This window comes from Rhodoferax sp. U2-2l, from assembly GCF_020594515.1.
Classification (GTDB): domain Bacteria; phylum Pseudomonadota; class Gammaproteobacteria; order Burkholderiales; family Burkholderiaceae_C; genus Rhodoferax.
Genome location: NZ_JAJCTH010000015.1, coordinates 86,384 through 110,057 on the forward strand (window position 1 = coordinate 86,384; position 23,674 = coordinate 110,057).

Here is a 23,674-nt window from a genome sequence, read left to right on the forward strand (position 1 = left end):
ATGTGGTCTTTTCGTGTTCGTGGCGGCGTCAAGCTGCAGTACCACAAGGAACTGTCCAGCGAAAAAGCGGTGGTGCCTATGCCGCTGCCGCGCAGGCTCTACCTGCCGCTGCAGCAACACATTGGCGCGCCTGCCCTACCCGTGGTGGCGGTGGGTGACACCGTGCTCAAGGGCCAGTTGATTGCCAAGGCGGCGCCGGGTTTGTCGGCGCCAGTGCATGCTTCGAGCTCCGGCACGGTGGTTGCCATTGAAGAGTATGTGGCACCACACCCGTCCGGTTTGCGGCAAAAGACCATCATCATTGCCACCGACGGGCAAGACCGCTGGGCCGAGCTGCCCAAACCCATCACCGACGATTTTCCGCTGGGTGTGACACCCGCTGAACTCAACAGCCGCGTGGCAGCGGCGGGTATTGTGGGCATGGGCGGTGCGGCTTTCCCGTCTGCGGTGAAGCTCGACCTGAAAAGCCGTTACCAGCTCGACACCCTGCTGATCAACGGGGCCGAGTGTGAACCCTACCTGACCTGCGACGACCGCCTGATGCGCGAAGAGGCCGCCGCCGTGATCGACGGTGTGCGTATCCTGGCCTATGCGCTGGAGGTGCAGTCGGTGGTGTTTGCGATTGAGCGCAACAAACCACAGGCGCTGGCCGCCATCCGCGAGGCAGCCCGGGTGGAGCCCTGGATCAAGGTGATGGCCCTGCCAACCCGTTTCCCGATGGGCTCCGAGCGCCACCTGGTGCTGGCCTGCACCGGGCGCGAAACACCTTCACGCAAACTCACGGCAGACATCGGTGTGGTGGTGCACAACGTGGCCACCGCACGCGCCGTGGCGCGCACCGTGCGCAGCGGTGAACCCCTGATCAGCCGGGTGGTGACGGTGTCTGGGCGCGGCATCCGCGAGCCAGCCAACATCAATGTGCCCTTGGGGACACTGGTGGAAGACCTGCTGGTGTTCTGCGGTGGCCTGCACCCGGTGCCACACAAACTCATTGGTGGTGGCCCGATGATGGGTGCGCCCCTGCCGTCGGTGCAGGTGCCGGTGGTCAAGGGCACCAGCGGTGTGCTGGCGCTGACTGCCGACGAGGTCAACGACGGGGCCGAATCGCCCTGCATCCGCTGCGGCAGTTGTGTCTCGGCTTGCCCCTGCGGCCTGGTGCCGCTGGAGATGGCGCAACTGGTGCGCCGGGGCGACCTGCAAGGGGCACAAGCCATCGGCCTGCAGGACTGCGTGAGCTGCGGCTCGTGCTCCTTCATCTGCCCGTCGCACATCCCGCTGTCGCATTACTTCAACTTCGCCAAGGGGCAGCTGGGTGCGCTGGACCGCGACTCAAGGCGGCAGGACCGTATCCGCGCCCTGATCCAGGCGCGCAACGAACGCGCCGCGCGCGAGGCCGAAGCCAAAAAGGCCGCCGCCGCTGCCCGCAAAGCCGCCAAAGCTGCCGCCGCAGCCGCCAGCGCCGCCGCGCCGGTCGACACACCTGCCAGCCAGCTGGAGGAATCCACATGATCACCATGGCCACCCGGGCCGGGCCCTTCACCCACACCGTCAACAGCATCAGCCGCACCATGCTGTGGGTGATGGCGGCACTGCTGCCACCCACCGCCTACGGTTTGTGGCTGTTTGGCTGGCCTGCCATTTTTCTGTTTGCCATCACCCTGGCCACGGCCCTGGTCGCAGAGGCGCTGATGTTGAAGCTGCTGGGCCAGCCGGTGCGCGCCCGGCTGGCGGACGGCTCGGCCCTGCTGACCGGCTGGTTGCTGGCCCTGAGTTTGCCACCCTGGGCGCCGTGGTGGATCGGGTTTCTGGGCGCGCTGGTGGCGATTGTGCTGGGCAAACACCTGTTTGGCGGTTTGGGCCAAAACATGTTCAACCCCGCGATGGTGGCGCGTATCGTGTTATTGATTTCATTCCCGGTGCAGCTCACGGTGTGGGTGGCACCGGCGCCAATGGGCAGCCCTGGTGCGCCGTCCTTCCAACAGGCCCTGGCTTACTTCGCAGGCCACACCGCGCTGCCTGAACACATGAGTGCAGCCACCTCACTGGGTGTTCTCAAAACCGAACACTCACGCGGCATCTCTGTGGCCAAAACCACCGAACAGCTGCCACCCCCTGAGCAACTGGCCATTGGCCGCGAGTCAGGTTCGATGGGCGAAACCTCGGCTGGCCTGCTGCTGGCGGGCGGGCTGTTGCTGCTGGCCTTGCGCATCATCTCCTGGCACATCCCTCTGGCGATGCTGGGCACCCTGGCCACGCTGGCGCTGGTCTCCAACGCGCTGGACCCCAGCCGCTTTGCCGCGATGCCGATCCACCTGCTGTCCGGGGCCACCTTGCTGGGCGCCTTTTTCATCGCCACCGACTACGTGACCTCGCCGGTATCACGCAGTGGGCAACTGTTGTTTGGTGCCGGCATTGGTGCCCTGACCTGGGTGATCCGCTCGCTCGGGGCCTATCCGGAAGGGGTGGCCTTTGCCGTGGTGCTGATGAATGCGATGGTGCCGCTGATTGACAGGGGCTTTCGCCCGCGCGTGTTTGGCCGCAGTCGGCGTGGCCAGTCGCTGGATGCCAACTCGGGACAGAAGATCAAACTATGAACACCACCGACACAACACCGCCCCTGGCGCCCGTGGCCAGTCTTTCGCAGCGTGTGGCCAGGCTCATGGAACTGGTGGGAGGCAAACACGCCGTGGTGCTGGGAGGCTTCTCGCTGGTTGCCACCTTGTTGCTGACGGTGGCCTACAGCCTGACCAAGGCGCCGATTGAACAAAGCGCGCTGGAAGACCTGCGCCACTCGCTGGAGCAGGTGATTCCGGCCAGCATCCACGACAACAACCCGGCGGGCGACACCCTGGAGTTGCTGGTGGATGGTGCGCCAGTCCTGGTGTACCGGGCACGCCAAACCAAGCAGATCACCGGGGTTGCCTTTGAGACCAACACCTCCGGATACAGCGGCGACATCCGGTTGCTGCTGGGCATTGACAAAAACGGCCAACTGCTGGGTGTGCGGGTGCTGCACCACACCGAAACGCCCGGTCTGGGTGACAAGATTGAAGTGACCCGCACCGACTGGATCACCCGCTTCACCGGAAAGTCTTTGACCAACCCGCCCGAAGAGAAATGGGCGGTAAAAAAGGACGGCGGCCCGTTTGACCAGTTTGCCGGGGCCACCATCACCCCACGCGCGGTGGTCAAGGGCGTGCGCGACGGGCTGCGGCTGTTTGCCGCGCACCGTGACGAGTTGCTTCAGGAGGCCCAACCATGAGTCAAGTTCGTGACATCATTTCTGATGGTGTGTGGCGCAACAATGTGGTGTTCAGCCAGATGTTGTCGCTGTGTCCCACCCTGGCCGTGACCTCGGCCGCGACCCAGGGCCTGGGCATGGGCGCGGCCACCATGGCGGTGCTGATCGCCTCCAACGCGCTGGTGGCGTTGTTACGCGGCCTGATCACCGACGAGGTGCGTATCCCCGCCTTTGTGCTGATCATCGCCACCCTGGTGACGATTGTTGATTTGGCCATGAACGCCTGGTTGCACGAGTTGCACAAGGTGCTGGGCTTGTTCATTCCGCTGATTGTGGTGAACTGCCTGATCCTCGGGCGGGCGGAATCTTTCGCCTGCAAAAACAGCGTGGCTTTGTCGGCGTTGGACGGGCTGGCGATGGGCGCGGGTTTCACTCTGGCGCTGACGCTGATGGGCGCCCTGCGTGAAATCGGTGGCAGTGGCACGGTGTTCTCTGGTGCCGCCAACTTGTTGGGGCCAGCCATGGGGGTGTTGGAGACTCGCCTGTACCCGGGCGACGGCGCGCTGGTGATGATCCTGCCTGCGGGCGGCTTCATTGTGCTGGGTTTGATGATTGCCGCCAAACGCACACTGGACGCCCGCAAAAAGGCGCCACGACCACAAGCCGCGCCAGCGGACACACCCCCCAGCCTGGCTGCCGCATCATGAAGGTCAGTGTCGCCTACGGCTTGCCGGATCGGCAAACCTGGCTCGAGATCGAGGTGCCCGAACACGCTACCGTGCGCGAGGCCATTGAACTCAGCGGCATCACCCGCAGCTTTCCATCGCTGGACCTGAGCACCCAGAAAGTGGGCATCTTCAGCAAAACCGTGTCGCTCGAGGCGCGGCTGGAGCCCGGCCAACGCGTGGAAATCTACCGCCCAATCACCGCCGATCCGGCGGCGTTGCGCGGCAATGCCGACGACAGCGACTGAACCACCGGGCCCGACGGGTTCAATGACCTGCCGTGGTCGACGGCACGCTTGATGCCTGACCGTTGCCACGGTTCAACAACGCGTACAACACAATGGCACCAAACGTGGCGGTACCGATACCACCCAGAGCAAAGTCACCAAACTTGAGCGTGAAGTCCCCGGTGCCCAGCACCAGCGTGATGGCGGCCACGATCAGGTTTTTGTTGTCGGCAAAGTCCACCTTGTTCTCCACCCAGATGCGGGCCCCGGCCACCGCGATCAGGCCAAACACCACAATGCTCACACCGCCCATCACCGGCAACGGAATGGTCTGGATGATGGCGCCAAACTTGGGGCTGAAGCCCAACACCACCGCCAGCAAGGCCGCCACCAGAAACATGGCAGTGGAGTAAATCTTGGTCGCAGCCATGACGCCGATGTTTTCCGCATAGGTGGTGACACCGGTGCCGCCAGCGCTGCCGCTGACCATGGTGGCAACGCCATCACCGATGAAGGCACGGCCCATGTAGACGTCCAGGTTCTTGCCGGTCATGGCCGTCACCGCTTTCAGGTGGCCCAGATTCTCGGCCACCAGAATGATGGCCACCGGCGCAATCATCAGCATGGCCTTGGCGTCAAACACCGGGCTGGAAAACGACGGCGCACCGATCCAGGCGGCATTGAACAGGCCCGACAGGTCCATTGGCTTGCCCAGACCCAGCCCGTTGGTCAGCAGCGCATACACCCCGCTGGCCACCACCAAGCCCACCAGAATCAGCAGCCGCTGCACCATGCCGCGTGTGAACACCGCCACCAGGGCCACGCACAGAAACGTGACGGCCTGCATCCAGCTGTCGAAATTGCTGGCGGCCATGTTCTTGATCGGCACCGAGGCCAGGCTCAAGCCGATCACCGCCACCACCGCGCCGGTCACCACCGGTGGCATCAGTTTCTCAATCCAGCGCGTGCCCACGACCTGAACCAGCAAGCCAATGGCGGTGTACAACGCACCACAGGCAATGATGCCGCCCAGCGCCACACCGATGTTGGCATTGAAGCCACTGCCCGCATACCCGGTGGCCGCAATCACCACCCCGATGAACGCGAAGCTGGAGCCCAGGTAGCTGGGCACCTTACCTCCGGTCAAAACAAAGAAGATCAGGGTGCCGATGCCGCTCATCAGGATGGCCAGGTTGGGGTCAAACCCCATCAGGATGGGCGCCAGCACGGTCGAGCCAAACATGGCGATCACGTGTTGCATGCCCATCACGGCGGTTTGCGGCCAAGGCAGGCGTTCATCCGGGGCGATGACGCCGCCTTGTCGAAGTACATCGGTCGATTTTTCGGTCCAGTCCAGCAAGCTCATAAAGGTAGGTGTTGATCGTGAGAAAAAGAAGAATGGCCGCAGCGACAGGCCGCCGTCACCGACAGCCATGCGGCTGATGGACGATGATGGACGGGTTGGGGAGGGGAAATGTCGAGCCGCTACGACGTGGGGTGCGGCTATTTTAGGCGGCGCGCCTGCGGCACCTGGCATGCGCAAAGCGAGGCGGTGCTGGGCGGTTCGGGCGTTGGAGGCTTGGGCTCTCATCCCGGGCGCTGACCCGGTATCCAGGCCCCCGGGGTCATGGCTTGCGGGTCAAGCCCGCAATGACGGCTTCTGGTGCAACCGCAGCCACTTTCTCAATGACCACCGTGGGGTGTCATCCCACGGCGGTGGTTGGTGCGGTCAGCGCCCCAGATCTTTGGCACTGACGCCGGCAATGCCCCAGTTTTCCTTGGGCACGTCCTGAATCCAGACCCGCACGTTGGCAATCGGAGCACCCACCGCCTCCACCAGTGCGGCGGTGACCTTCTCGATCACGGCGCGCTTTTGTTCTTCGGTGCGGCCTTCCATGAGGTAAATCTGTGCAAATGGCATGTTTGACTCCTGTGAGCTAAAAATTCAAATTAAACGAAACGGATGCTGGTGCTGCCCATGCCCTGCACACGCAGGGTCACGTTGTCACCAGCCTGCACGGCCACGGCTTCGGTGATGCCGCCAGACAAAATCAGCGTGCCCGCCGGAATGCACTCACCACGCTCGGCCAGCAGGTTGGCCAGCGCCGCAATGGCGGCAGCCGGGTGGCCCATCACGGCGGCACCGGCACCAAACGCCACCGGGATGCCGTTCTTTTCCATCACCACGCCCACGGTGCGCAGGTCGCAATCCGCCACGCTCATGGGCTGGCCACCAACCACGAAGCGCGCCGCCGAGGTGTTGTCCGCCACCACACTTTTCAGGTCAAACTTGAAGTCGCGGTAGCGGCTGTCAATGACTTCGATGCCGGGCAAAACAAAGTCAGTGGCGGCCAGCACGGTGCCGATGTGGCAACCCGGGCCACGCAACTCGGTCTTGGTGACAAAGGCGATTTCGGGCTCGACCTTGGGGTGGATCAATTCGCTGACTTTGCATTCGCCGCCGTCAGCCACCACGTAATCGTCGGTCATGAAGCCAAACACAGGGGTGCTGACGCCCATCTGTTTCATCTTGGCGTGAGACGTCAAGCCAGCTTTCAGGCCGACGATGGTGCGGCCCCGGGCCAGCTTGCGGCGGCGGATTTCGTTCTGGATCGCGTAGGCGTCATCCCAATCCATGTCGGGATGGTCGTCGGTGATTTTGGTGGTGTCGGTCTGGGTGAGCTGGCAATTTTCCAGCCGCTCGGCCAGGGCGTTGATGGTTGCGTTATCGAGTTTCATAAGGTTCCTAAAAATTAAGCTTGAGCGCGCGCTTTCGCCAACGTCATGGCAGTGTCTTCAATCATGTCTTCCTGCCCGCCCACCATGCCACGGCGGCCCATCTCGACCAGGATGTCGCGGGCACTGACACCGTATTTCTTCTCGGCGCGTTTGGCAAACAGCAGGAAGCTGCCGTAGACCCCGGCGTAACCCAGCGTCAAGGCATCACGGTCGATGCGGATCGGGAAGTCCATGATCGGCACCACCAGGTCTTCGGCCACGTCCTGGATCTTGTAGACATCGACACCGGTGGCGATGCCCATCAGGTCCAGCACCGAGACCAGCACTTCCATCGGCGTGTTGCCGGCACCGGCACCCAGGCCAGCCGCCGCCGCGTCGATACGGGTGGCACCCACTTCGATGGCGGCGATCGAGTTCGCCACCCCCATGGCCAGGTTGTGGTGGCCGTGAAAGCCCAACTCAGTCTCAGGCTTGAGTGCGGCGCGCACCGCGCTCAGGCGGGCTTTGACGCCGTCGGGCAGCAGGTGGCCGGCCGAGTCGGTGACGTAGATGCAGTTGGCCCCATAGCCTTCCATCAGTTTGGCCTGGCTGACCAGCTTTTCCGGGCTGGCCATGTGCGCCATCATCAAAAAGCCGACCGTGTCCATGCCCAGCGCACGGGCCTTGGTGATGTGTTGTTCACTCACGTCAGCCTCGGTGCAGTGGGTGGCGACACGGATGGTGTTGACGCCCAGGTCCTTGGCCATCATCAGGTGGTCAACGGTGCCGATGCCGGGCAGCAGCAGCGCCGAGATCTTGGCCTGCTTCATCAACGGAATAACGGTGCTGAGGTATTCCTCGTCGGTGTGCGCCGGAAAGCCGTAGTTGACCGAGCTGCCGCCCAGGCCGTCGCCGTGGGTGACTTCGATCAGCGGGATTCCCGCGTCGTCCAGCCCGCAGGCGATGCTTTTCATCTGGTCGAGTGTCATCAAGTGGCGCTTGGGGTGCATGCCGTCGCGCAGGGTCATGTCGTGCAGGGTGATTTTTTTGGCTTGTGTCATGGTGTTTCTCCTTGGGGTCAGGCTTGCACGGGTTTGAGCGTCAGGCGACCCGCGAGGATTTCTTCGGCAAACATCTCTGCGGTGCGGGCGGCCGCTGCCGTCATGATGTCGAGGTTGCCAGCGTATTTGGGCAGGTAGTCGCCCAGGCCTTCGACTTCGAGGAAGACGGAGACACGGTTGCCGTCAAACACCGGGCCGTTGACCAGTTTGTAGCCGGGGACGTACTTTTGCACTTCCTTGATCATGGCGTGGATGGATTCAGTGATCTTGGCTTGATCGGGTTCCGTTTCGGTCAGGCAATGCACGGTGTCGCGCATGATCAGCGGCGGCTCGGCGGGGTTCAGGATGATGATGGCCTTGCCTTTCTTGGCACCGCCGACCTTCTCGACCGCGCTGGCGGTGGTGCGGGTGAATTCGTCGATGTTCTTGCGGGTGCCCGGGCCAGCGGATTTGCTGGACACCGTGGCGACGATTTCGCCGTAGGCCACGGGTTGCACGCGGCTGACTGCGGCCACCATCGGGATGGTGGCCTGGCCACCGCAGGTGACCATGTTGACGTTCATCTCACCCTTGCCGACGTGTTCGATCAGGTTGACCGGGGGGACGCAGAACGGGCCGATGGCCGCAGGCGTCAGGTCAATCATCAGCGCGCCCAGGGCGTTGACCTTGCGGCTGTTGTCGGCGTGGACGTAGGCGCTGGTGGCGTCAAACACGATTTGCACGCCGTCGGCCAGCATGTGGGGAATGAGGCCGTCGACACCTTCCGCGGTGGTTTTGATGCCCATCTCGCGGGCGCGTTTGAGGCCGTCCGAATTGGGGTCGATGCCGACCATCCAGACCGGCTCCAGCACCGGGCTGCGTTGTAACTTGGCCAAGAGGTCGGTGCCGATGTTGCCGGGGCCGATCAGGGCACATTTGATTTTTTGAGACATGAGAACTCCGTGGGTTGAAATTAGATGAGTGAGCGCACCACGCCGCCTTCAACATGAAAGGCAGCGCCGTTGGTGGCAGCCGAGCGCGGGCTGCAAACGTAGGTCACCATGGCCGCCACTTCGGCGGGTTCGATGAAGCGCTGCAGCAGCGAGGTGGGACGGGCAAATTTGAAGAAGTCATGCTCGGCCTGTTGCAGGGTTTGGCCCGCATCACGCGCCAGCTTCGCAAAAAACTCGCCGACGCCTTCGGTGCGGGTGGGGCCGGGCAACACGCTGTTGACGGTGACCTGGGTGCCGATGCAGGTTTCGGCCAAGCCGCGCGACACCGACAACTGGGCCGACTTGCTCATGCCGTAATGCACCATCTCGGCCGGTGGGCAAATACCCGATTCGCTGGAGATGAACACGATGCGGCCCCAATTGCGGGCCTTCATGGCGGGCAGGTGATGCCGCGCCAGACGCACGCCGCTCATCACATTGACCTCGAAAAAACGCATCCAGTCGTCGTCGCTGATTTGCTCGAACGGCTTGGGCTCAAAGATGCCCAGGTTGTTGACCAGAATGTCCACCTCACCGGCATCACGCAGCAGTTGCTGGCACCCGGCGGCAGTGGACAGGTCAGCCACCACGCCGCGCACGGTGGCCTGCGGGCACTCGGCCTGGATGCGCGCCAGAGCGCTGGCCAGCCGGGCGGCGTCACGGCCATTGAGGACGACATGCGCGCCCTCCAACGCCAGCTCACGCGCGGTGGCCCAGCCGATGCCGGAGGTGGAGCCGGTGACCAGCGCACGTTTGCCTTGCAGTAACAAATCCATACAGCGTCCTTGTCAGGTTGTGTGGCGCGCTTGCGCATACAAAAAGGGTTTCAACCAGGTGGTCAGGCGCGGCGCCACCACCCAGGTCATGAGCAGCACCACCAGCATCGTGATAACCATCACGCGCGGCAGCAGCGCCCAGTCGGCCAGAAAAGGCGCGACCGTCAGGAACAACACGTACACCGTCGGGCAAATGCCCAGCCAGGTGACCACCGCCACTTTCCAGCGCGGTGGCGGCTGGTGCGCCGCGCCTGCGGGCGGTGTGAACCAGTGACCCAGACCGCTGACCTCGCGCAGCTGGGTGCTGCTGAGCGTGTGCGGGGCAATGGCGGCCAGGCGCTCGGTGCGCTCGGGCGAGGTTTGCCAAGCCTGCAAATGCTCGGGCGTGTCAAAGGCAAATACCGTGTGGTACAGGTTGCTTTCCTCGGCGTCGCCTTCGGGGTCCGGGTGCACCAGCTGCCCGCCCAGGTAACCGGGAAACGGCCGCGCGGCGGCAGTCATGGCGGCAGAGGCTTGCTCGAAAGCGGCCTCATGACCCGGCTTGACGCGGCGCGACACCAGCACGGTGACGGCGCTGACGGCTTGAGCTGCGGTGGTGGCCATGGCGCTGATGGCAGATCAGGAGAAACGCACCGAGCAGCTGCCCAGCCCGCCGATGCTCACGCGGAAGTTGTCACCCGCTTTGGCCGGCGACATGGCGGCCAAGGCGCCCGACAAAATCACTTCGCCAGCCTTCATGCCAATGCCCAGCTGGCCCAGCGTGTTGACCAGCCAGGTGACGGCGTTGACCGGTGAGCCCAGCGCGGCAGCACCGGCGCCGGTGCCGATGATTTCGCCGTTTTTCTCCAGCACCATGCCGCAGGTGGACAGGTCCACGCGGCGCGGGTCCACCGCACGGTCACCCAGCACAAACACGCCGCAGGACGCGTTGTCGGCCACGGTGTCCTGGATCTTGATCTTCCAGTCGCGGATGCGGCTGTCGACAATCTCGAAACACGGCATCACGCATTCGGTGGCGGCCAGCACGTCAGCATTGCTGATGCCGGGGCCCATCAGGTCTTTTTTGAGGATGAAGGCAATCTCGCCTTCGGCTTTGGGCTGGATCAGCGTGCTGGCATCAATGGCCTGGCCTTCGTTGTAGATCATGCCGTCCAGTAAATAGCCAAAGTCAGGCTGATACACGCCGAGCATGTTCATCACCGCGGCAGAGGTGACGCCAATTTTTTTACCCACCACACGCTCGCCAGCGTTCAGCCGGTTGGAGAGCATGCGCTGCTGGATGTGGTAGGCGTTCTCGATGGTGATGTCGGGGTGGCGGCTGGTCAGCGGGTCGACCACGGTGCAGGTGCGCATGGCCTGAAAAAGCTCATCGCCCAGGGTTTCGATCAGTTTGGAATCCATAAAGTTGGTGTCCGGTTGGTTGGTTGAAGTGAATCAGGGTGGGTGCCAGTCAGGCAGCTTGGGCGTCCGCCTCGGCCAGAAAGTTGCCGACCAGTTGGCAAAAGCGCGCGGAGTGTTCGATTTGCGTCCAGTGGCCACAACGGCCAAACACATGCAGCTGCGAGCGGTTGATCCAGTCGGCCAGCGTCAGGGAGTTGGACAACGGAATCACCAAGTCTTCACGGCCGTGCAACACCAGGGTCTCGTGCGGCAGGGCACGGATGTCTTCTTCGCGGCTGGCCAGCGCGTCCACACCGTTTTGCCGGGGTGCCGGAAACATCGACTGGAAAGCCTCCTGAAAGCCGGGCTGGATGCTGGCCCGATAACGCAGCTCGGCCAGCTCGTCGCTCATCAGCGAGCGGTCATAGGCGAACAAATCCATCAGCTGGCGCATGTTGGCAATCGAGGGCTGGTAGCCCCAGACCGCATCGAGCCCCGGCGTAATCGGGAACGACACACCAGCCGCGCCCATCAGCACCAGGCGGCGCACACGTTTTGGGTGGGCGATGGCCAGTGCCAGCGCCAGGCCACCGCCAAACGAGTTGCCGACCAGGTCAGCCTGCTCGATGCACAGCGCGTCCAGCAAGCCCACCGCCTGCGCCACCCAGGTGGCCATGTTGTACCGGATGCCGGCCGGGCGCTCGCTGTAACCAAAGCCCACCATGTCCGACGCAATCACCCGCCGATCTTGGGCCAGCACCGGAATGCTCAGGCGCCAGTTGGCCCAGGCGCTCACGCCCGGACCCGAGCCGTGGATCATCAACAGCGGGAAGCCGGTGCCAACGTCGTGGTAGTTGGTACGGATGCCGTTGGCCACGATGGATTGGCCGATTTCAGGGTTTTGAGTCATGGCGCGGACTTTCAATACTTGATCATCACGTTGCGCAGCTCGGTGTAGAACTCCAGCGAGTGCACGCCGCCCTCGCGCCCGATGCCCGACTGCTTGGAGCCGCCAAACGGGGTGCGCAGGTCGCGCAGGAACCAGCTGTTGATCCAGCACAGGCCCACTTCGATCTGCGTGGCCAGGCGGCTGGCGCGGCTGATGTCCTGCGTGTAGATCGAGGTGGCCAGGCCGTACTTGGTGTCATTGGCCATGCGCACGGCTTCTTCCTCAGAATCAAACGGCTGGATGTGGCAGCACGGGCCAAAAATTTCTTCACGCACCACGCTGGCCGTCTCGGGCAGGCCGGTCCAGATGGTCGGCTCGACCCAGCAGCCGTCTTTCAGGTCGTCGGGCATGTCGGGCACACCGCCGCCAAAGACGATATTGGCGCCCTCTTCCTTGGCTTTGGCGTAGTAAGACAGCACTTTTTTCTGGTGAATCTTGCTGACCAGCGGGCCGATCTTGGTGTCATGGTCAAACGGGCGGCCGGGCTTCATCTGCTCGGCCTTGACTTTCAGGGCGGCGACAAACTTCTCAAAAATCGGGCGCTCCACATACACGCGCTCGGTGCCCAGGCAGACCTGGCCGCAGTTCTCAAACACCGAGCGGGTGACGGTGTTGACGGCGTTCTCGAAGTCGCAGTCGGCAAACACCACGGCGGCGTTTTTGCCACCGAGTTCCAAAGACACCGGGCGGATGCCGTCCGCACCGGCTTTCATGATGGCGGTGCCGGTTTTGGTTTCACCGGTGAAGGTGATGCCGTTGACGCCTTGGTGGGCGGTGAGGAAGGCGCCAGCCGAGTTCTGCCCAAAGCCGTTGACGACGTTGTAGACGCCCGGGGGCACGCCGACCTTGTTCATGACTTCACCCAGCAGCGTGGCGGTGCTGGGGGTGGCTTCAGAAGGTTTGACGACCACGGTGTTGCCACACGCCATGGCCGGTCCGCATTTCCAGGTCATCAGCAAGAGCGGCAGGTTCCACGGACAGATGATGGCAATCACCCCGCGTGGCGTGCGCACGCCATAAGAGCGGGCGGTCTTGCCGTCCGGGGTGCGCATCTCGAACGACTCGGTCGAGACGTTTTTGATGGTGTCGGTGAATATCTTGAAGTTGGCAGCACCGCGCGGGATGTCGATGTGGGATGCCAGGTGTGCGGGTTTGCCGGTGTCGGCAATTTCGGCTTGCAGGAAGTCGTCAAAGCGGTGGTTGATCTCGGCCACCAGGCCGTCGAGCATGGCGCAGCGGTCCACCACCGAGAGCTTGCCCCAGGGGCCGTGCAACGCGGCACGGGCGGCAGCCACGGCGGCGTCGACTTCGGGTTGACCGGCTTCATACACCATACCGATCAGGCTGTTGTCGACCGGGTTGCGTTTCTCGTAAGTCTTACCGCTGACGTTGGTAACGTACTGGCCGTTGATGAAGTTCTTGATTTCTTTCATGGTCCACTCTTCCTAAAGTGGCGCGTTGGCAAAAGCCTGGCGCCGTTAACGTGAAATAACTTTCATGGCCCGCAGGGTTGCCACCCGGGCCAGGAAAGTCAGCTGCTCAAACCGATCGCAGCCAACCCCGCTTGGGCACAGGCCTCGTCTTGTTCTTCGGAGCCACCCGAGACGCCAATGCCGCCCACGCGCTGCCCCGCCTCGACGATGGGCAAGCCACCACCAAACGCCACAAAACGGGGGCGGCGCACGATGCCTTCGCGCACCGCGTCGGAATGCTGCTGCAGCGCGGCATGCCACTGGCTGGTCGGCAAACCAAAACTGGCCGCCGTGTACGCCTTGTCGATGGCGATGTCGATCGAGTGCAAAAACGCGCCAGGCATGCGCAAAAACGCCGCCAGGTTGCCACCCACATCGACCACCGCCACGTTGATGCGAATACCCAGCTGGTCGGCATGCTGCACGGCGGCGTGCACCGCTGTGGCGGCGGCATCCCAGCCCACCACCGATTGGGCAACTGCGACCTGCATCAGCTCACCACGCTCAGGAAAGCGCTGTTGAGTTTGCGGTCGTGGTAAAAAATGCCGCGGCCGACTTCGTCCCAGGTCCAGGTGATGGGGTGCATGTCGGGGTAGTGGTCATAACCGCCGCAGAAGGTCTCCAGCCGGTTGCCCGACGGGTCGAAGAAATATATCGTCGTGCCTTGGGTGATGCCGTGGCGCGTCGGGCCGATGTCGATGCTGACGCGGTTGATGCTCATGATGTCGGCGGCGCGCAGCACCTGCTCCCAGCTGGCGAGCTGGAACGAGATGTGGTGCAACTTGTCATCTTCCGCATGGCGCACCATGGCCACGTCATGCGCCTTGGCACTGCAGGTCAGCCAGACCGCCAGGTCGGTGGCGCCGTCTTCGAGCTTGACACGCTCCACCAGGTTAAAGCCCAACACGTCTTCAAAAATCTTGCGCGAGCCGTCGATGTCGCCACCGTACAGCAGGGCGTGGTCCATGCGGATCGGGCGGATTCCCTTGCCGTCGATCACGTCGACCTCGGGGTCGGTGTAGCCCATGCCGTTGCCGACATCAGTTTTGTCAGCGTACAGCTCCAGCGTGTGGCCGGTCGGGATCTTGAAGCGCACGCGCTCGCCGGTCTCCAGCATCTCACCGGCGGGCAGGCGCTCGGTGGCCACACCGTGGGCCTTGAGCTTGGCTTCCAGGTCATCGAGCGTGGCTTGGTTGAGCACCTTGTAGCCCAGGAAGTCCATCCCGGCGCGGTCGGCCTGGCGCAACACGATGCTGTTGTGGTCACGCTCGGCGCGGGTCTTGAAGTAGACGCGGCCCGAGGCATCGCGTCCAGTCTCCAGCAAGCCCATCACGTCGGTATAAAACTTGACCGACTCGTCCATGTCGAGCACGCGAAGCTGGGCGTGGCCGGGACGCAAAACACCTGTCATTGCCATGTTGCATGTCTCCAGTATCAGGTTGAGGGAGAGAGGACGCCTGCCGGTTCAACCACCCCGCAAACGCTTTTTTTCATCGGCCCCATCACCCGCAACAACAGGTCGCTGGTGGGTTTGATGCGACAGGCCAGCACGCAGCCGCTGGCTTCTTCTTCGGCACTGATGTGCGCACGGCTCATCACCCGCTTGGTGTAGCTGCCGCTGAGAATCTGCACCTTGCAGACGCCACAGTCACCGCCGCGGCAGCCCACCGGAATCCCTTTCTTGCCCAGCGATTCCATGCCTTCGAGCACGCTGCGGGTGTCGGTGCAGCGGTAGCTGCTGCCGTCGTTTTCAATGTGGATGGTGTAGCTTGGCATGATGCGTGTTCAGCGAACCGGTGGGAGGGAGGCGCTTTGCGGCCGGAATTGGCGCACGGTGTCCAGGAAAGCGGCCAGCACCGGCGAGGCATCATCCCGGCGGTACAGGCACACCAGTTCCACCGTGGGCGCCGGGTCGGCGTCGAGCGGCCGGTACACCACTCCCGGCAGTTGCAGGCTGCTGGCTGCCTCGGGCGTCACGCACAGGCCAAAACCACTGGAGACCAGGGCCACCGCGGTGACGACGTCCTTCACTTGCAGCTCCACCTGGGCTTGCAGCCCGGCCATGCGAAACAAAGACAACACGTGGTCCGCAAAGCCTTCACGGGTGTTGTTGGGGTACAGAATGAGCGGCTGTGCACTGAGCTCGCGCACGCTGATGGCGGCCTGCTGTGCCAGCGGGTGCTCACCGTGCAGCGCCACCAGCAGGGGCTCCTGGTACACCGGTTCGACCACCAGGTCCGGCTCGGGCCGGACATGGCGGTTGAAGCCAATGGTCAGACGCCGCTCACGCAATGCCCGAATTTGTTCGGCCTTGGTTTGTTCATGCAAGCTGATCTTCACCTGGGGGTACAGGCTGCGAAACTGCAACAGCAGACGCGGAATGTGGTGAAAGATGGCCGAGCCAAAAATGCCCACATCCAAGCGGCCCATTTCACCCCGACCGGCCTGGCCCGCGCGGTCTTTGGCGGCGTCCACCATGCCCAGAATGCGCCGGGCATCGTCGAGCAAGGTGCACCCGGCAGCGGTCAGCGCCAAGCCTTTGGGCAGCCGCTCGAACAGGGGCGCGCCGATCTCGTTTTCTATGGCTTGCACCTGGCGGCTCAAGGGTGGCTGCGAAATGTGCAAGTGCACGGCCGCGCGGCTGAAGTTCAACTCTTCAGCCAACACCACAAAATTTTTCAGCTGCCGCAGGTCCATGGCTCAAACCCCGGACGCGGTGACGCCCAGGGCCTGGATGGCGGTCCGGCGGTCTAGGTGGCTGATTGATTGGCGGCGCATGTTGTCTCTTGGTTGTGGGGAGATCCCCAGCCGCTGACCCGTGTCCAGCGCTGGGTTGCCGGTATCGTAGAAATGCATTGCGATACCGTCCAATACCATTTTCGAAGCCAAGCTATACCCCTTTTGCATAGCGCAAGCCGTGCTGCGCCCCCTGGCACCGTCTCGCATCAGGGAGCGTGGCATGACTCAGAAGGCCTTGACGAAGGTGAAGCGCAGGGTCGAGCCCTTGGCCTGGGGGTTGCTGCCGCCCTTGGCGGAATACTCGTCGTAATAAGCGGCCTTGAGCATCACACCGGCCTCTTTCATCAGCGGGTAAACCACCTCCACGCCGATGGCATGGCGCTCGGCGCGGTCGTTGCTGGCGCCCGTTCCCGTGTCGTCGCTGGTCTGCCATTGGTCGTAGCCGACCAGACCCAGCTGGACGGGGCCAACGGTCTTGCCAATGCCCCACTCCATGGTGACCTGGTCGCCGGGCTCAAACCCACGGTCGTCTTTGGAATTCATCTCGTAGCGCAGCAGGGCCGAACCACTCCAGCTTTTGGCAGCGTCAAAATAGTAAGTGCCGCCGCCCGTGAGCATGGTGGACTTGTAGCCATTGCCGGGCTTGGAAATCGAATCACTGTTGGCGTTGTCAAACCAAAGACCGGCTGCCGCGACCGCATCCCAGTTGCCACCATGCCAGCCCAGCACCAGCGGGCCCAGGTAGACATCACCGATACCGGAGCTGGACTCGCCAGCGAAGGCCATCGACTTGCGAATCACCGGCACGATGGCTTCCACGCCGTAGTCGGCACCCAAGACCTTGGTGTTGCTGATGTAGACAAAGCGGTTGGCCAGCGCGCTGACGGTGCCGGTGTTGCTGCCTGGCAGGCTGGTTTCGCTGCCGGGCGCGCGCAGCTCGTCAATGCTGTAGTTCACCAGGTAACCCAGGTAATACATGCCGGGTGGCGGCACGCTGGCGGCCTGGATGCCTTCAACGCCGGGCACGTAATGCCCGCCTGCGGTGGCGCACACGCTGGCCACGGTGGCCAGGGCGGCTAGAACGATTTTTTTCATGCTTGTGTGGTTCAAAAAATGGGGGGACAAAAAACATGGGCCGCCACGCCACTCGGGGGCGCGGCGGGATGACACCGGTCAGGGAATCAGGTGTACACCTCGGTGAAGGACGGCACCATCTCACCCGTGTGGTAAAAAATGCCGCTGCCCAGATGCGATTCGTCCCAGGTGGTCACAGGCCGGTCGCGCTGCGCCAGGTAACCCAAACCGGCAAAGGTTTCGTTGCGGTTGCCGCTTGGATCGAAGAAATAAATGGTCTCGCCGCGGGTGATGCCATGGCGGGTGGGGGCCACGTCGATGCGGGTCTTGGTCTTGGCCATCACATCGGCAGACTTCAGGATGTCGTGCCACGAATCCAGGAAGAAAGCGATGTGGTGCAGACCCATGCGCGGACCCGCCACAAAAGCAATGTCGTGCGGCGTGGTGGTGCGCGCCAGCCAGGTGGCGGCCTGCATGTCGCCGTTCGGGCCGACCAGGACTTGCTCGGTGAGGAAGAAGTCCAGCGCTTCAATGACAAATTGGGTGTTTTCTGCCACCTTGTTGACACCGGCTTCCGGGTTCATCTCGCACATCAGCAGGCAGTGGTCGAGCCAATGGGCACCGGCGCCCTTGATGTTGTCCGGCCACGGGTCGGGGTTGTTGGTGCCGACTTCAGTGCCCACGTACTCTTTCATGGCGTACAGGCGCATCTCATGCCCGCTGGGCAGCTTGAACTGCAGCAAGCGTCCGGTGGACGGCAGCGTGCCTTCGTCCAGGACGGTGGTGGCAACGCCGTAGGCTTCGACCTTCTTTTGCAGGTCATCGAGGTCGCTGTCTTTTTCGACCTTGTAGGCCACGTGGTTCAGGCCGGCCTGGTCGGAGGGCGTCAGGATCAGGGAGTATTTGTCCCACTCGTCCCAGCACTTGAGGTACACGTTGCCGTGTTTGTCCTCCATCGTTTTTGTCATACCCAGCACGTTTTCGTAGTGCTTGAGTGCCGCGGCCATGTCCATCACCTTGATGCTGACGTGACCAATTCGCATGATGCCCATTGCTGTCTCCTTGTGGTTAAAAAATCAGGCGTTTGCCGTGCTGGCAAAGCCTTTACAAAACGGCTTCTCAAACTTGCCTGTCACCTCCAGCCGAACGGCGGTGACCGGGGCGACACGGCAGGCCAGGGTGAAGCCCGCGGCCTCCTCCTCGGCGCTGACATGGGCGCGACTGATGGGGCCCAGCGACTGGCACGCCCCCTCGACGATGTGGACCTTGCAGACGCCGCAGCCACCATTGACGCAGCCCACCGGGATGCCTTTGCGACCCAGGCGCAACATGGCTTGCAACAAACTCTCGTCATGGGCGCAGGGGAAGGTTTCGCCGGTCTGCACCACGTGCACCGGCACTTTGGGGCGGGTATCAAAGAACATGGCCGCTCCTCACACGCGCTTGAACAAGGGGCTGCGCTGCTGGTTGGCATCGGCCGCCGAGAGGAACTTCTCGGTGAAGATGTCGCGCTCAAACAGGCGCCCTTGCATCAGGGTGGCAATGCAGGCCTCGATCATCACCGGTGGGCCACACAGATAGGCCTGGGTGCCGGAGAAGTCGCCCGAAAAATGCGCCTTGGCCACCTCGTGCACAAAACCTTGCGCACCCTGCCAGCCAGCCGCTTGGGCGGTGTCAGACAGCGCCGGCACGTAGGTGAAATTGGCGTGCTGCGCCGCCAGCGCACGAAACTCGGCGTCGTAATACAACTCGTCGGGCGTGCGCTGGCCGTACACCAGGGTGATGGGCAGCGTGCTGCCGCCACCAAGCAGGTCCAGAATCATGGAACGCGGGCTGGACAGGCCAGACCCACCGGCAAAAAAGACCACCGGTTTGGCCGCAGACTTGCGCACAAAAAAGCGGCCATAGGGGCCAGAGATGCGCAACGCGTCACCCGGCTTCAACTGCTCATGCAGCCAGGTGGTGCCCGCGCCCCCTGGGAGGATGCGTACGTTGAGTTCCACTTCGCCGGTGGCTTGTACCTGGGCAGGTGAGTTGGCAATCGAAAACGCGCGACCACCTTCGACGCCGGGAATCACCACCTGCACATACTGCCCCGCCTGGAAGTGCAGCGGCTGCCCCAGCTTGAGAAAAATGGCCTTGATGGTGGGGGTGAGCACCTCGATGCGCGACACCACGCAGTCAAAGTCCCGCACGGCAATGATTTCGGCGTCAGGCTCTTCGTCGATGTCCGCTTCGATGCAGGCATCGCTTTGCAGCGTGGCGCAGCAGGCCAGCGTCTTGCCGGCATCGCGCTCGAAGTCCATCAGGGCGAACGGGTTGGCGTGGCCATGGTCGACCTCACCCTCGCTGACTTGCACTTTGCAGGTGCCGCACAAACCATGCCCGCAGGCGTGCGGGATGTAAATGCCCTGGCGCAGCGCTGCATCCAGCAGCGTCTGGCCTTCTTCCACCTCAATGGTGGCGCCCAGCGGTTCGATCGTCAGTTCATAACTCATGGTCTTTTTGGAGGGTTCAGGTTTCAAATGGTGCTGAAGCGGCATCCCTTAGCTGCAGGAGCCGTTCAGGCCGGTGAGCCCTGGGGTTCTGAAGCGGATGGCGTCCTTGTGCTGCAGGCCGTTTTCTGCCAGCGACTTGGCGGGGTCGGGCTGCCAGGGTTCACCCGACTTGAACCACTGCACGGTGTCCCAGTCGATCTTGGCAAAGTCGGGGTGAACACCGTACATGGTCGGCAGCACCGCAGCACTCAGCGCGCCAAACGGCGTGTCGGGCGGCAATGGCAAGGCGAAGGGGGCGCAAAACATCAGGTGGTCTTCCCAGCCGATGAAGAGCAGTGGCGCGGGGAAGTTTTCGCGCACGTCCTTGGCCGGAAAGTTGTAGGGTTTGATTGATTTGACGCTCATTTTTGGTTTCCTTCTGCAGATTCACCGCGCCAGGCAGCAAAGTTTTTCTGGTCTTCCGAACCTTCAAAGTCGAAGTTGTCGCGGCCAACCTTGACGTTGTAGTAGTCCAGCACAGCCATCAGCGGGTCGAAGCCTTCGGCGGTCGGGTCCACGCCTTCCTTGAAGCAGTTGCCCTGGTAGATTTGGTTCACTGGCAGCCAGCTTTGGACGTACTTTTCGGGTTCGTTGTCAAAGATGTCCTTGCAGTGGTCAGAGCAGGTGTGGTACTTGTTACCCAGGTAGTCGCTCTCGCGGTAGGCGATCTTGGTGGGGTCACCCTCTTCGGTGAAGAGCATCGGCACCTGGCAGGTGGTGCACAGCATGGGCAGCGTCATGTTGTAGAAGCGCTTGCCTTCTGCAGCCTGTGCACCCCAGTGCTCCCAGCGCGGACGGTAGTATTTGTCAAAGGTTTCGGGGTATTTCTCGCTCAGCCAGGCCAGTTCCTCTTTCTCGGGAACCCAGGTCTGGAACGCTGCGGCGCCGCCGTACTGGTAGAAGGTCGCCCAGGCTTGGTGGCTGATGTGGTCTTTGCCTTCGCAGGCCTGGATCCAGCCCTTGGGTTTGCGGATGCCATAACGCGCCAGGTCCTTGAACAGCGATTCGCCGTTGTCTTCCACATACATTTCCCAGCTTTCGCGCCAGCTCATCACCCGCTTGGGCAGCATGTAGTCCTGCATCATGGCCACGATGGTCAGCAGCCGGTAGCCGCGCCAGAACCACTTGTCGATCCAGCCCTGCACGATCGGCACGTTGGCCGGGTCTTGCTCCAGCATGAACTTGATGCATTCGATGCCCAGCGTCATGTGGCGTGATTCGTCAGACTGCGCGCTGAAGCCGAAGGTCACCGTGGACATGTCGCCGTTGTGGGCCGCGCCGCTCATGAAGGGCACAAACAACAGGTTGGTCAGCACGTATTCGAACGAGAAGCTCACCGCGGTCAAAAACTCGAACGGGCCGCCGGTGTAAGCGTCTTCAAAGAACGACTTGGGCACCGACAGGTACCACACCCGGTCAAACATGTGTTTGGGGCTGTGCAGACCGTTGAAGTACTTGTTGTAGTGGCTCAGGGCGTGGGTTTCGGTCTGGTTATGGCGCAGCTCGTCGATCGACTGCATCTGGCAGGCCACGCGCGCACCGGCCCCGGTGAACTGGCGCCCGACGTGGGCAAAACCCCGGTAGGCGTAGTACTCCAGCGGCGTCACGCCGGTCAGGAAGATCTTGAGTGCGTTGATGTAGCGAGCATCGGTCACGCCGAGCTGGCCGTTGTTTTGCGCAAAGGCTTCGATCACGGCGTAGAGCTTTTTCTCTTTTTCGCCCTGGTATTTCCAGTAGGCGTCCATGGTCAGGCGAAACGGGTCTTCCCACTTGTCCCAGTCGTGGATCTTGATGCCTTCGTATTTGTCATACGGGAAAACCTTGTCCATGGGCTGGTAGGTGGTGTCCCAGGCCAGTCCACGCGTCATGGCGGCATAACGTTCTTTGAGACTGAGTTTCTTTTTTTGTACAGGGGTGTCCATGTGTGCTCCTTGCGGTGGGGTTCGGGTTCAGTTGTTCCATTTCAGCGTGAGCTGATCGTCGTCTTCGTCAATGTGGCCCGAAAGGGTCACCAGGTTGACGTGGATTTGCTGCAAGTCGAAAGAGCGACCGACCAACTCTTCAATGGTGGCGCGGCGCACCACCAGGCTGCCGGGGGCATCAATCTTGACCAGGCCGGTGGGGTAGCTGGCCTGCGCAGCGGCGTTGTCGGCCAGGATGGCCTCGATGATGGGACGCGAATCTTCGTTGTCCTGGAAGGCGATGAAAACATTGGACATGCTGAGGTCTTTCGTGAATGAAGGAAGGGCTTGGCGCGCTCAGGCCACCAGACCGGCTTTTTTGCAGCGCACGTCGAGCGCTTCGCGCACCTCTTGCAAGATGTCGGCGCCATGGGCACCCAGCGCCAGTTCGGCCACGGGTGCCAGCGCGGTCTGGGCGCGGTCCGTCCAGGCCTTCACCCAGCCCGAGATCAGCTGGCGGTTGGCGTCGGATTCAGCCGCCGCCACCTTGACCACCGCATCGATCCAGCGGGCGCTCTCGGTATGCCACTCGGGCATGAAAGCCGCCAGCATCGACACCGCGGTGCCGCCTTGCAAGGCGATGTGGTCATCGACAAAGTGGCCGTAGATCAGCGGGTAAAGCAGGCCGTCGAGCGCCAGGTTTTGCGCCACGAACAATTCAAACGGGTCCTGCAGCACCAGCGTGTCTTCCACGTAGTGGCGCAGCGGCTGCCAGCAGGCGGTGTGGAGCCAGTCGTTTTTGCCGGCGTCCAGAATGGCAGGTTCGTCCAGCGCCAGGCCCAGGCGGGTGATGAACTGCGCCGCACCCAGCTGATCCATGGCGTGGAACATGGCCGGGGCGGTGAACACCGTGCCATAACCGTAGGCGCCAATCGCGCTGTTGTTCATGTTGCCACCCCAGGCCACATGGCGCAGCGGCATCAGCACCTCACAGGCCTTGCGGCGCACGACATCGGTCATCTTGGCAACCAGCCCGCGGGACTGCACAAACTCGTAGCTCGACTCGATGGCGTCTTGCTGACGGGCGCGGGCCATGGTCCAGGTTGCGTAGTAATACTGGCGCGGGTCACGCAACACGTTCCAGTCGGCCAGCTTCACGGCCGTGCGCGACTTGTCAAAAATCTCGTGCTCGGGGTCCCAGGTGGGGCGGTAGTGGAAGTTGTCCGTCGGTTGTGTGTCGAGCGTGGCCTCCTGGTAGCGCGACGCGGGTTTCTCATGGCCGACATAGTGGGCGGTGTGGGAAAAGGTGTTGCGCAGAGGTTTGATTTCACGCGTATGGAGATCAACTGACATGGGGACTATCCTTTTAAAAAGAAGCTTTGAGGGGAATCAGTCATTCAAGCGCTGCACTTGGTTGCGGGCACAAAAATCGTCAAAAGCAACCTGCGGCAACATCAAATCAACAAACAACTCCGGCCAGCCAATAGAAAACTCGAAGCAGACTAGTCCGCCTGGGCGCACTTCCTTGATGCGAACAAACTTGTGTTGGATCTCGACGCTGGCTTCATCCGTGCCCGGCGGGGTCTGCGGGTTCATGCTCGGCTCCCTGAGAACCGAGGCACGGCAGGCCCGACTTGGCGCTGAAAACAATGGGTGATTGGCATGGCAGTGATGGGGTGGGCTTGACCCTCAGCACTTTGCAAAGAGCTTGCCAGCTTTGTCACAAACCCATGAAATCTCGATATTTATAGGGATAACCCCTAAAAATGGGCCATCGCTTGATCTGGAAAATTGGCATGGATTCGACGCTGTTCGGGTTTACCCGAACGTCAAAAGTGCCGCCAAATTCGAGAATTTGCCGATTTAAGCAAGCCTCTGTACCTAAAATTCATCAAATGAGCAA

At 62.3% G+C, this 23,674-nt stretch carries 28 protein-coding genes; 5 read left to right on the plus strand and 23 right to left on the minus strand.

What is annotated here, in order from left to right; all coding sequences use genetic code 11:
- The 5 genes from rsxC to LHU53_RS14225 are packed head-to-tail and all read left to right on the plus strand — an operon-like array spanning position 1 to position 4,214.
- Positions 1-1,509: an electron transport complex subunit RsxC gene (rsxC, locus tag LHU53_RS14205; RefSeq protein ID WP_227333317.1), complete on the plus strand. Its 1,509-nt coding sequence runs from the start codon at positions 1-3 to the stop codon at positions 1,507-1,509.
- Positions 1,506-2,594, plus strand: coding sequence for an RnfABCDGE type electron transport complex subunit D (locus LHU53_RS14210; RefSeq protein ID WP_227333318.1), 1,089 nt, complete (start codon positions 1,506-1,508; stop codon positions 2,592-2,594). Before rsxC ends, LHU53_RS14210 begins: the two co-directional genes overlap by 4 nt.
- Positions 2,591-3,262 carry an electron transport complex subunit RsxG gene (rsxG, locus tag LHU53_RS14215; protein ID WP_227333319.1) on the plus strand — a complete coding sequence of 224 codons (672 nt, stop codon included), beginning with the start codon at positions 2,591-2,593 and terminating at the stop codon, positions 3,260-3,262. The genes LHU53_RS14210 and rsxG overlap by 4 nt, the downstream gene beginning before the upstream one ends.
- Entirely contained in the window at positions 3,259-3,948 is a 690-nt protein-coding gene (locus tag LHU53_RS14220) for an electron transport complex subunit E (protein ID WP_227333320.1), read from the plus strand. The genes rsxG and LHU53_RS14220 overlap by 4 nt, the downstream gene beginning before the upstream one ends.
- Complete coding sequence (locus LHU53_RS14225) at positions 3,945-4,214, plus strand: RnfH family protein (RefSeq protein ID WP_227333321.1); 270 nt, start codon at positions 3,945-3,947, stop codon at positions 4,212-4,214. The genes LHU53_RS14220 and LHU53_RS14225 overlap by 4 nt, the downstream gene beginning before the upstream one ends.
- 19 nt (positions 4,215-4,233) lie before the next feature.
- On the opposite strand, the gene LHU53_RS14230 is transcribed toward LHU53_RS14225, so the two are convergent.
- The 23 genes from LHU53_RS14230 to LHU53_RS14340 all read right to left on the minus strand — a co-directional run bounded on the left by LHU53_RS14230 (position 4,234) and on the right by LHU53_RS14340 (position 23,367).
- A complete protein-coding gene (locus LHU53_RS14230) occupies positions 4,234-5,559 on the minus strand; it encodes a solute carrier family 23 protein (RefSeq protein WP_227333322.1) in 1,326 nt (441 codons plus the stop codon).
- Positions 5,560-5,922: 363 nt separating this feature from the next.
- Entirely contained in the window at positions 5,923-6,114 is a 192-nt protein-coding gene (locus LHU53_RS14235) for a 2-hydroxymuconate tautomerase (RefSeq protein ID WP_227333323.1), read from the minus strand.
- A gap of 29 nt (positions 6,115-6,143) precedes the next feature.
- On the minus strand, positions 6,144-6,932 hold the full coding sequence (dmpH, locus tag LHU53_RS14240; RefSeq protein WP_227333324.1) for a 2-oxo-3-hexenedioate decarboxylase: 789 nt from the start codon (positions 6,930-6,932) through the stop codon (positions 6,144-6,146).
- Positions 6,933-6,946: 14 nt separating this feature from the next.
- Positions 6,947-7,972, minus strand: a complete 1,026-nt coding sequence (dmpG, locus tag LHU53_RS14245; protein WP_227333325.1) for a 4-hydroxy-2-oxovalerate aldolase — start codon at positions 7,970-7,972, stop codon at positions 6,947-6,949.
- 17 nt (positions 7,973-7,989) lie between these two features.
- Positions 7,990-8,904 carry an acetaldehyde dehydrogenase BphJ gene (gene bphJ / locus LHU53_RS14250; RefSeq protein ID WP_227333326.1) on the minus strand — a complete coding sequence of 305 codons (915 nt, stop codon included), beginning with the start codon at positions 8,902-8,904 and terminating at the stop codon, positions 7,990-7,992.
- 20 nt (positions 8,905-8,924) lie between these two features.
- Complete coding sequence (locus LHU53_RS14255; RefSeq protein ID WP_227333327.1) at positions 8,925-9,719, minus strand: SDR family NAD(P)-dependent oxidoreductase; 795 nt, start codon at positions 9,717-9,719, stop codon at positions 8,925-8,927.
- A 12-nt stretch (positions 9,720-9,731) separates the two neighbouring features.
- Positions 9,732-10,322 carry an antibiotic biosynthesis monooxygenase gene (locus LHU53_RS14260; RefSeq protein WP_227333328.1) on the minus strand — a complete coding sequence of 197 codons (591 nt, stop codon included), beginning with the start codon at positions 10,320-10,322 and terminating at the stop codon, positions 9,732-9,734.
- 15 nt (positions 10,323-10,337) lie between these two features.
- Complete coding sequence (gene dmpE, locus LHU53_RS14265; RefSeq protein WP_227333329.1) at positions 10,338-11,120, minus strand: 2-oxopent-4-enoate hydratase; 783 nt, start codon at positions 11,118-11,120, stop codon at positions 10,338-10,340.
- Between the two features lie 49 nt (positions 11,121-11,169).
- Positions 11,170-12,009 carry an alpha/beta fold hydrolase gene (locus tag LHU53_RS14270; RefSeq protein WP_227333330.1) on the minus strand — a complete coding sequence of 280 codons (840 nt, stop codon included), beginning with the start codon at positions 12,007-12,009 and terminating at the stop codon, positions 11,170-11,172.
- Positions 12,010-12,020: 11 nt separating this feature from the next.
- Positions 12,021-13,481 (minus strand): 2-hydroxymuconic semialdehyde dehydrogenase, encoded by a 1,461-nt coding sequence (locus LHU53_RS14275; RefSeq protein ID WP_227333331.1) that lies wholly within the window; start codon positions 13,479-13,481, stop codon positions 12,021-12,023.
- Positions 13,482-13,579: 98 nt separating this feature from the next.
- Positions 13,580-14,011 (minus strand): heme-binding protein, encoded by a 432-nt coding sequence (locus LHU53_RS14280; RefSeq protein ID WP_227333332.1) that lies wholly within the window; start codon positions 14,009-14,011, stop codon positions 13,580-13,582.
- Entirely contained in the window at positions 14,011-14,937 is a 927-nt protein-coding gene (locus LHU53_RS14285; protein WP_227333333.1) for a catechol 2,3-dioxygenase, read from the minus strand. Before LHU53_RS14285 ends, LHU53_RS14280 begins: the two co-directional genes overlap by 1 nt.
- Positions 14,938-14,954: 17 nt before the next feature.
- Entirely contained in the window at positions 14,955-15,296 is a 342-nt protein-coding gene (locus tag LHU53_RS14290) for a 2Fe-2S iron-sulfur cluster binding domain-containing protein (protein ID WP_227333334.1), read from the minus strand.
- Positions 15,297-15,305: 9 nt separating this feature from the next.
- Complete coding sequence (locus LHU53_RS14295) at positions 15,306-16,217, minus strand: LysR family transcriptional regulator (protein ID WP_227333335.1); 912 nt, start codon at positions 16,215-16,217, stop codon at positions 15,306-15,308.
- Between the two features lie 267 nt (positions 16,218-16,484).
- A complete protein-coding gene (locus tag LHU53_RS14300) occupies positions 16,485-17,354 on the minus strand; it encodes a transporter (protein ID WP_227333336.1) in 870 nt (289 codons plus the stop codon).
- Positions 17,355-17,440: 86 nt separating this feature from the next.
- Positions 17,441-18,385 (minus strand): catechol 2,3-dioxygenase, encoded by a 945-nt coding sequence (locus tag LHU53_RS14305; RefSeq protein WP_227333337.1) that lies wholly within the window; start codon positions 18,383-18,385, stop codon positions 17,441-17,443.
- A 24-nt stretch (positions 18,386-18,409) separates the two neighbouring features.
- Positions 18,410-18,757, minus strand: coding sequence for a 2Fe-2S iron-sulfur cluster binding domain-containing protein (locus LHU53_RS14310; protein WP_227333338.1), 348 nt, complete (start codon positions 18,755-18,757; stop codon positions 18,410-18,412).
- Positions 18,758-18,766: 9 nt separating this feature from the next.
- Positions 18,767-19,831 (minus strand): NADH:ubiquinone reductase (Na(+)-transporting) subunit F, encoded by a 1,065-nt coding sequence (locus LHU53_RS14315; RefSeq protein WP_227333339.1) that lies wholly within the window; start codon positions 19,829-19,831, stop codon positions 18,767-18,769.
- A gap of 48 nt (positions 19,832-19,879) precedes the next feature.
- The gene (locus LHU53_RS14320) at positions 19,880-20,236 is read right to left on the minus strand and encodes a phenol hydroxylase subunit P4 (protein ID WP_227333340.1); all 357 of its coding nucleotides are present in this window, start codon (positions 20,234-20,236) and stop codon (positions 19,880-19,882) included.
- Positions 20,233-21,792: an aromatic/alkene/methane monooxygenase hydroxylase/oxygenase subunit alpha gene (locus LHU53_RS14325; RefSeq protein ID WP_227333341.1), complete on the minus strand. Its 1,560-nt coding sequence runs from the start codon at positions 21,790-21,792 to the stop codon at positions 20,233-20,235. The genes LHU53_RS14320 and LHU53_RS14325 overlap by 4 nt, the downstream gene beginning before the upstream one ends.
- Before the next feature lie 27 nt (positions 21,793-21,819).
- On the minus strand, positions 21,820-22,089 hold the full coding sequence (locus tag LHU53_RS14330; protein WP_227333342.1) for an MmoB/DmpM family protein: 270 nt from the start codon (positions 22,087-22,089) through the stop codon (positions 21,820-21,822).
- 39 nt (positions 22,090-22,128) lie between these two features.
- Positions 22,129-23,124 carry an aromatic/alkene monooxygenase hydroxylase subunit beta gene (locus LHU53_RS14335; RefSeq protein ID WP_227333343.1) on the minus strand — a complete coding sequence of 332 codons (996 nt, stop codon included), beginning with the start codon at positions 23,122-23,124 and terminating at the stop codon, positions 22,129-22,131.
- A 36-nt stretch (positions 23,125-23,160) separates the two neighbouring features.
- Positions 23,161-23,367, minus strand: a complete 207-nt coding sequence (locus LHU53_RS14340; protein ID WP_227333344.1) for a phenol hydroxylase subunit — start codon at positions 23,365-23,367, stop codon at positions 23,161-23,163.
- Between the last annotated feature and the right edge of the window lie 307 nt (positions 23,368-23,674).

Coding starts and splice junctions, on each gene's coding strand:
- LHU53_RS14315 (WP_227333339.1), bottom strand. CDS start 19,831: ATGAGTTATGAACTGACGATCGAACCGCTGGGCGCCACCATTGAGGTG.
- LHU53_RS14285 (WP_227333333.1), bottom strand. CDS start 14,937: ATGGCAATGACAGGTGTTTTGCGTCCCGGCCACGCCCAGCTTCGCGTG.
- LHU53_RS14225 (WP_227333321.1), top strand. CDS start 3,945: ATGAAGGTCAGTGTCGCCTACGGCTTGCCGGATCGGCAAACCTGGCTC.
- LHU53_RS14210 (WP_227333318.1), top strand. CDS start 1,506: ATGATCACCATGGCCACCCGGGCCGGGCCCTTCACCCACACCGTCAAC.
- LHU53_RS14280 (WP_227333332.1), bottom strand. CDS start 14,011: ATGCAGGTCGCAGTTGCCCAATCGGTGGTGGGCTGGGATGCCGCCGCC.
- LHU53_RS14335 (WP_227333343.1), bottom strand. CDS start 23,124: ATGTCAGTTGATCTCCATACGCGTGAAATCAAACCTCTGCGCAACACC.
- LHU53_RS14340 (WP_227333344.1), bottom strand. CDS start 23,367: ATGAACCCGCAGACCCCGCCGGGCACGGATGAAGCCAGCGTCGAGATC.
- bphJ (WP_227333326.1), bottom strand. CDS start 8,904: ATGTCTCAAAAAATCAAATGTGCCCTGATCGGCCCCGGCAACATCGGC.
- LHU53_RS14300 (WP_227333336.1), bottom strand. CDS start 17,354: ATGAAAAAAATCGTTCTAGCCGCCCTGGCCACCGTGGCCAGCGTGTGC.
- LHU53_RS14230 (WP_227333322.1), bottom strand. CDS start 5,559: ATGAGCTTGCTGGACTGGACCGAAAAATCGACCGATGTACTTCGACAA.
- LHU53_RS14260 (WP_227333328.1), bottom strand. CDS start 10,322: ATGGCCACCACCGCAGCTCAAGCCGTCAGCGCCGTCACCGTGCTGGTG.
- LHU53_RS14325 (WP_227333341.1), bottom strand. CDS start 21,792: ATGGACACCCCTGTACAAAAAAAGAAACTCAGTCTCAAAGAACGTTAT.
- rsxG (WP_227333319.1), top strand. CDS start 2,591: ATGAACACCACCGACACAACACCGCCCCTGGCGCCCGTGGCCAGTCTT.
- dmpH (WP_227333324.1), bottom strand. CDS start 6,932: ATGAAACTCGATAACGCAACCATCAACGCCCTGGCCGAGCGGCTGGAA.
- LHU53_RS14235 (WP_227333323.1), bottom strand. CDS start 6,114: ATGCCATTTGCACAGATTTACCTCATGGAAGGCCGCACCGAAGAACAA.
- LHU53_RS14320 (WP_227333340.1), bottom strand. CDS start 20,236: ATGAGCGTCAAATCAATCAAACCCTACAACTTTCCGGCCAAGGACGTG.
- LHU53_RS14290 (WP_227333334.1), bottom strand. CDS start 15,296: ATGCCAAGCTACACCATCCACATTGAAAACGACGGCAGCAGCTACCGC.
- LHU53_RS14310 (WP_227333338.1), bottom strand. CDS start 18,757: ATGTTCTTTGATACCCGCCCCAAAGTGCCGGTGCACGTGGTGCAGACC.
- rsxC (WP_227333317.1), top strand. CDS start 1: ATGTGGTCTTTTCGTGTTCGTGGCGGCGTCAAGCTGCAGTACCACAAG.
- LHU53_RS14305 (WP_227333337.1), bottom strand. CDS start 18,385: ATGGGCATCATGCGAATTGGTCACGTCAGCATCAAGGTGATGGACATG.
- LHU53_RS14220 (WP_227333320.1), top strand. CDS start 3,259: ATGAGTCAAGTTCGTGACATCATTTCTGATGGTGTGTGGCGCAACAAT.
- LHU53_RS14275 (WP_227333331.1), bottom strand. CDS start 13,481: ATGAAAGAAATCAAGAACTTCATCAACGGCCAGTACGTTACCAACGTC.
- LHU53_RS14330 (WP_227333342.1), bottom strand. CDS start 22,089: ATGTCCAATGTTTTCATCGCCTTCCAGGACAACGAAGATTCGCGTCCC.
- LHU53_RS14270 (WP_227333330.1), bottom strand. CDS start 12,009: ATGACTCAAAACCCTGAAATCGGCCAATCCATCGTGGCCAACGGCATC.
- LHU53_RS14295 (WP_227333335.1), bottom strand. CDS start 16,217: ATGGACCTGCGGCAGCTGAAAAATTTTGTGGTGTTGGCTGAAGAGTTG.
- dmpG (WP_227333325.1), bottom strand. CDS start 7,972: ATGACACAAGCCAAAAAAATCACCCTGCACGACATGACCCTGCGCGAC.
- dmpE (WP_227333329.1), bottom strand. CDS start 11,120: ATGGATTCCAAACTGATCGAAACCCTGGGCGATGAGCTTTTTCAGGCC.
- LHU53_RS14255 (WP_227333327.1), bottom strand. CDS start 9,719: ATGGATTTGTTACTGCAAGGCAAACGTGCGCTGGTCACCGGCTCCACC.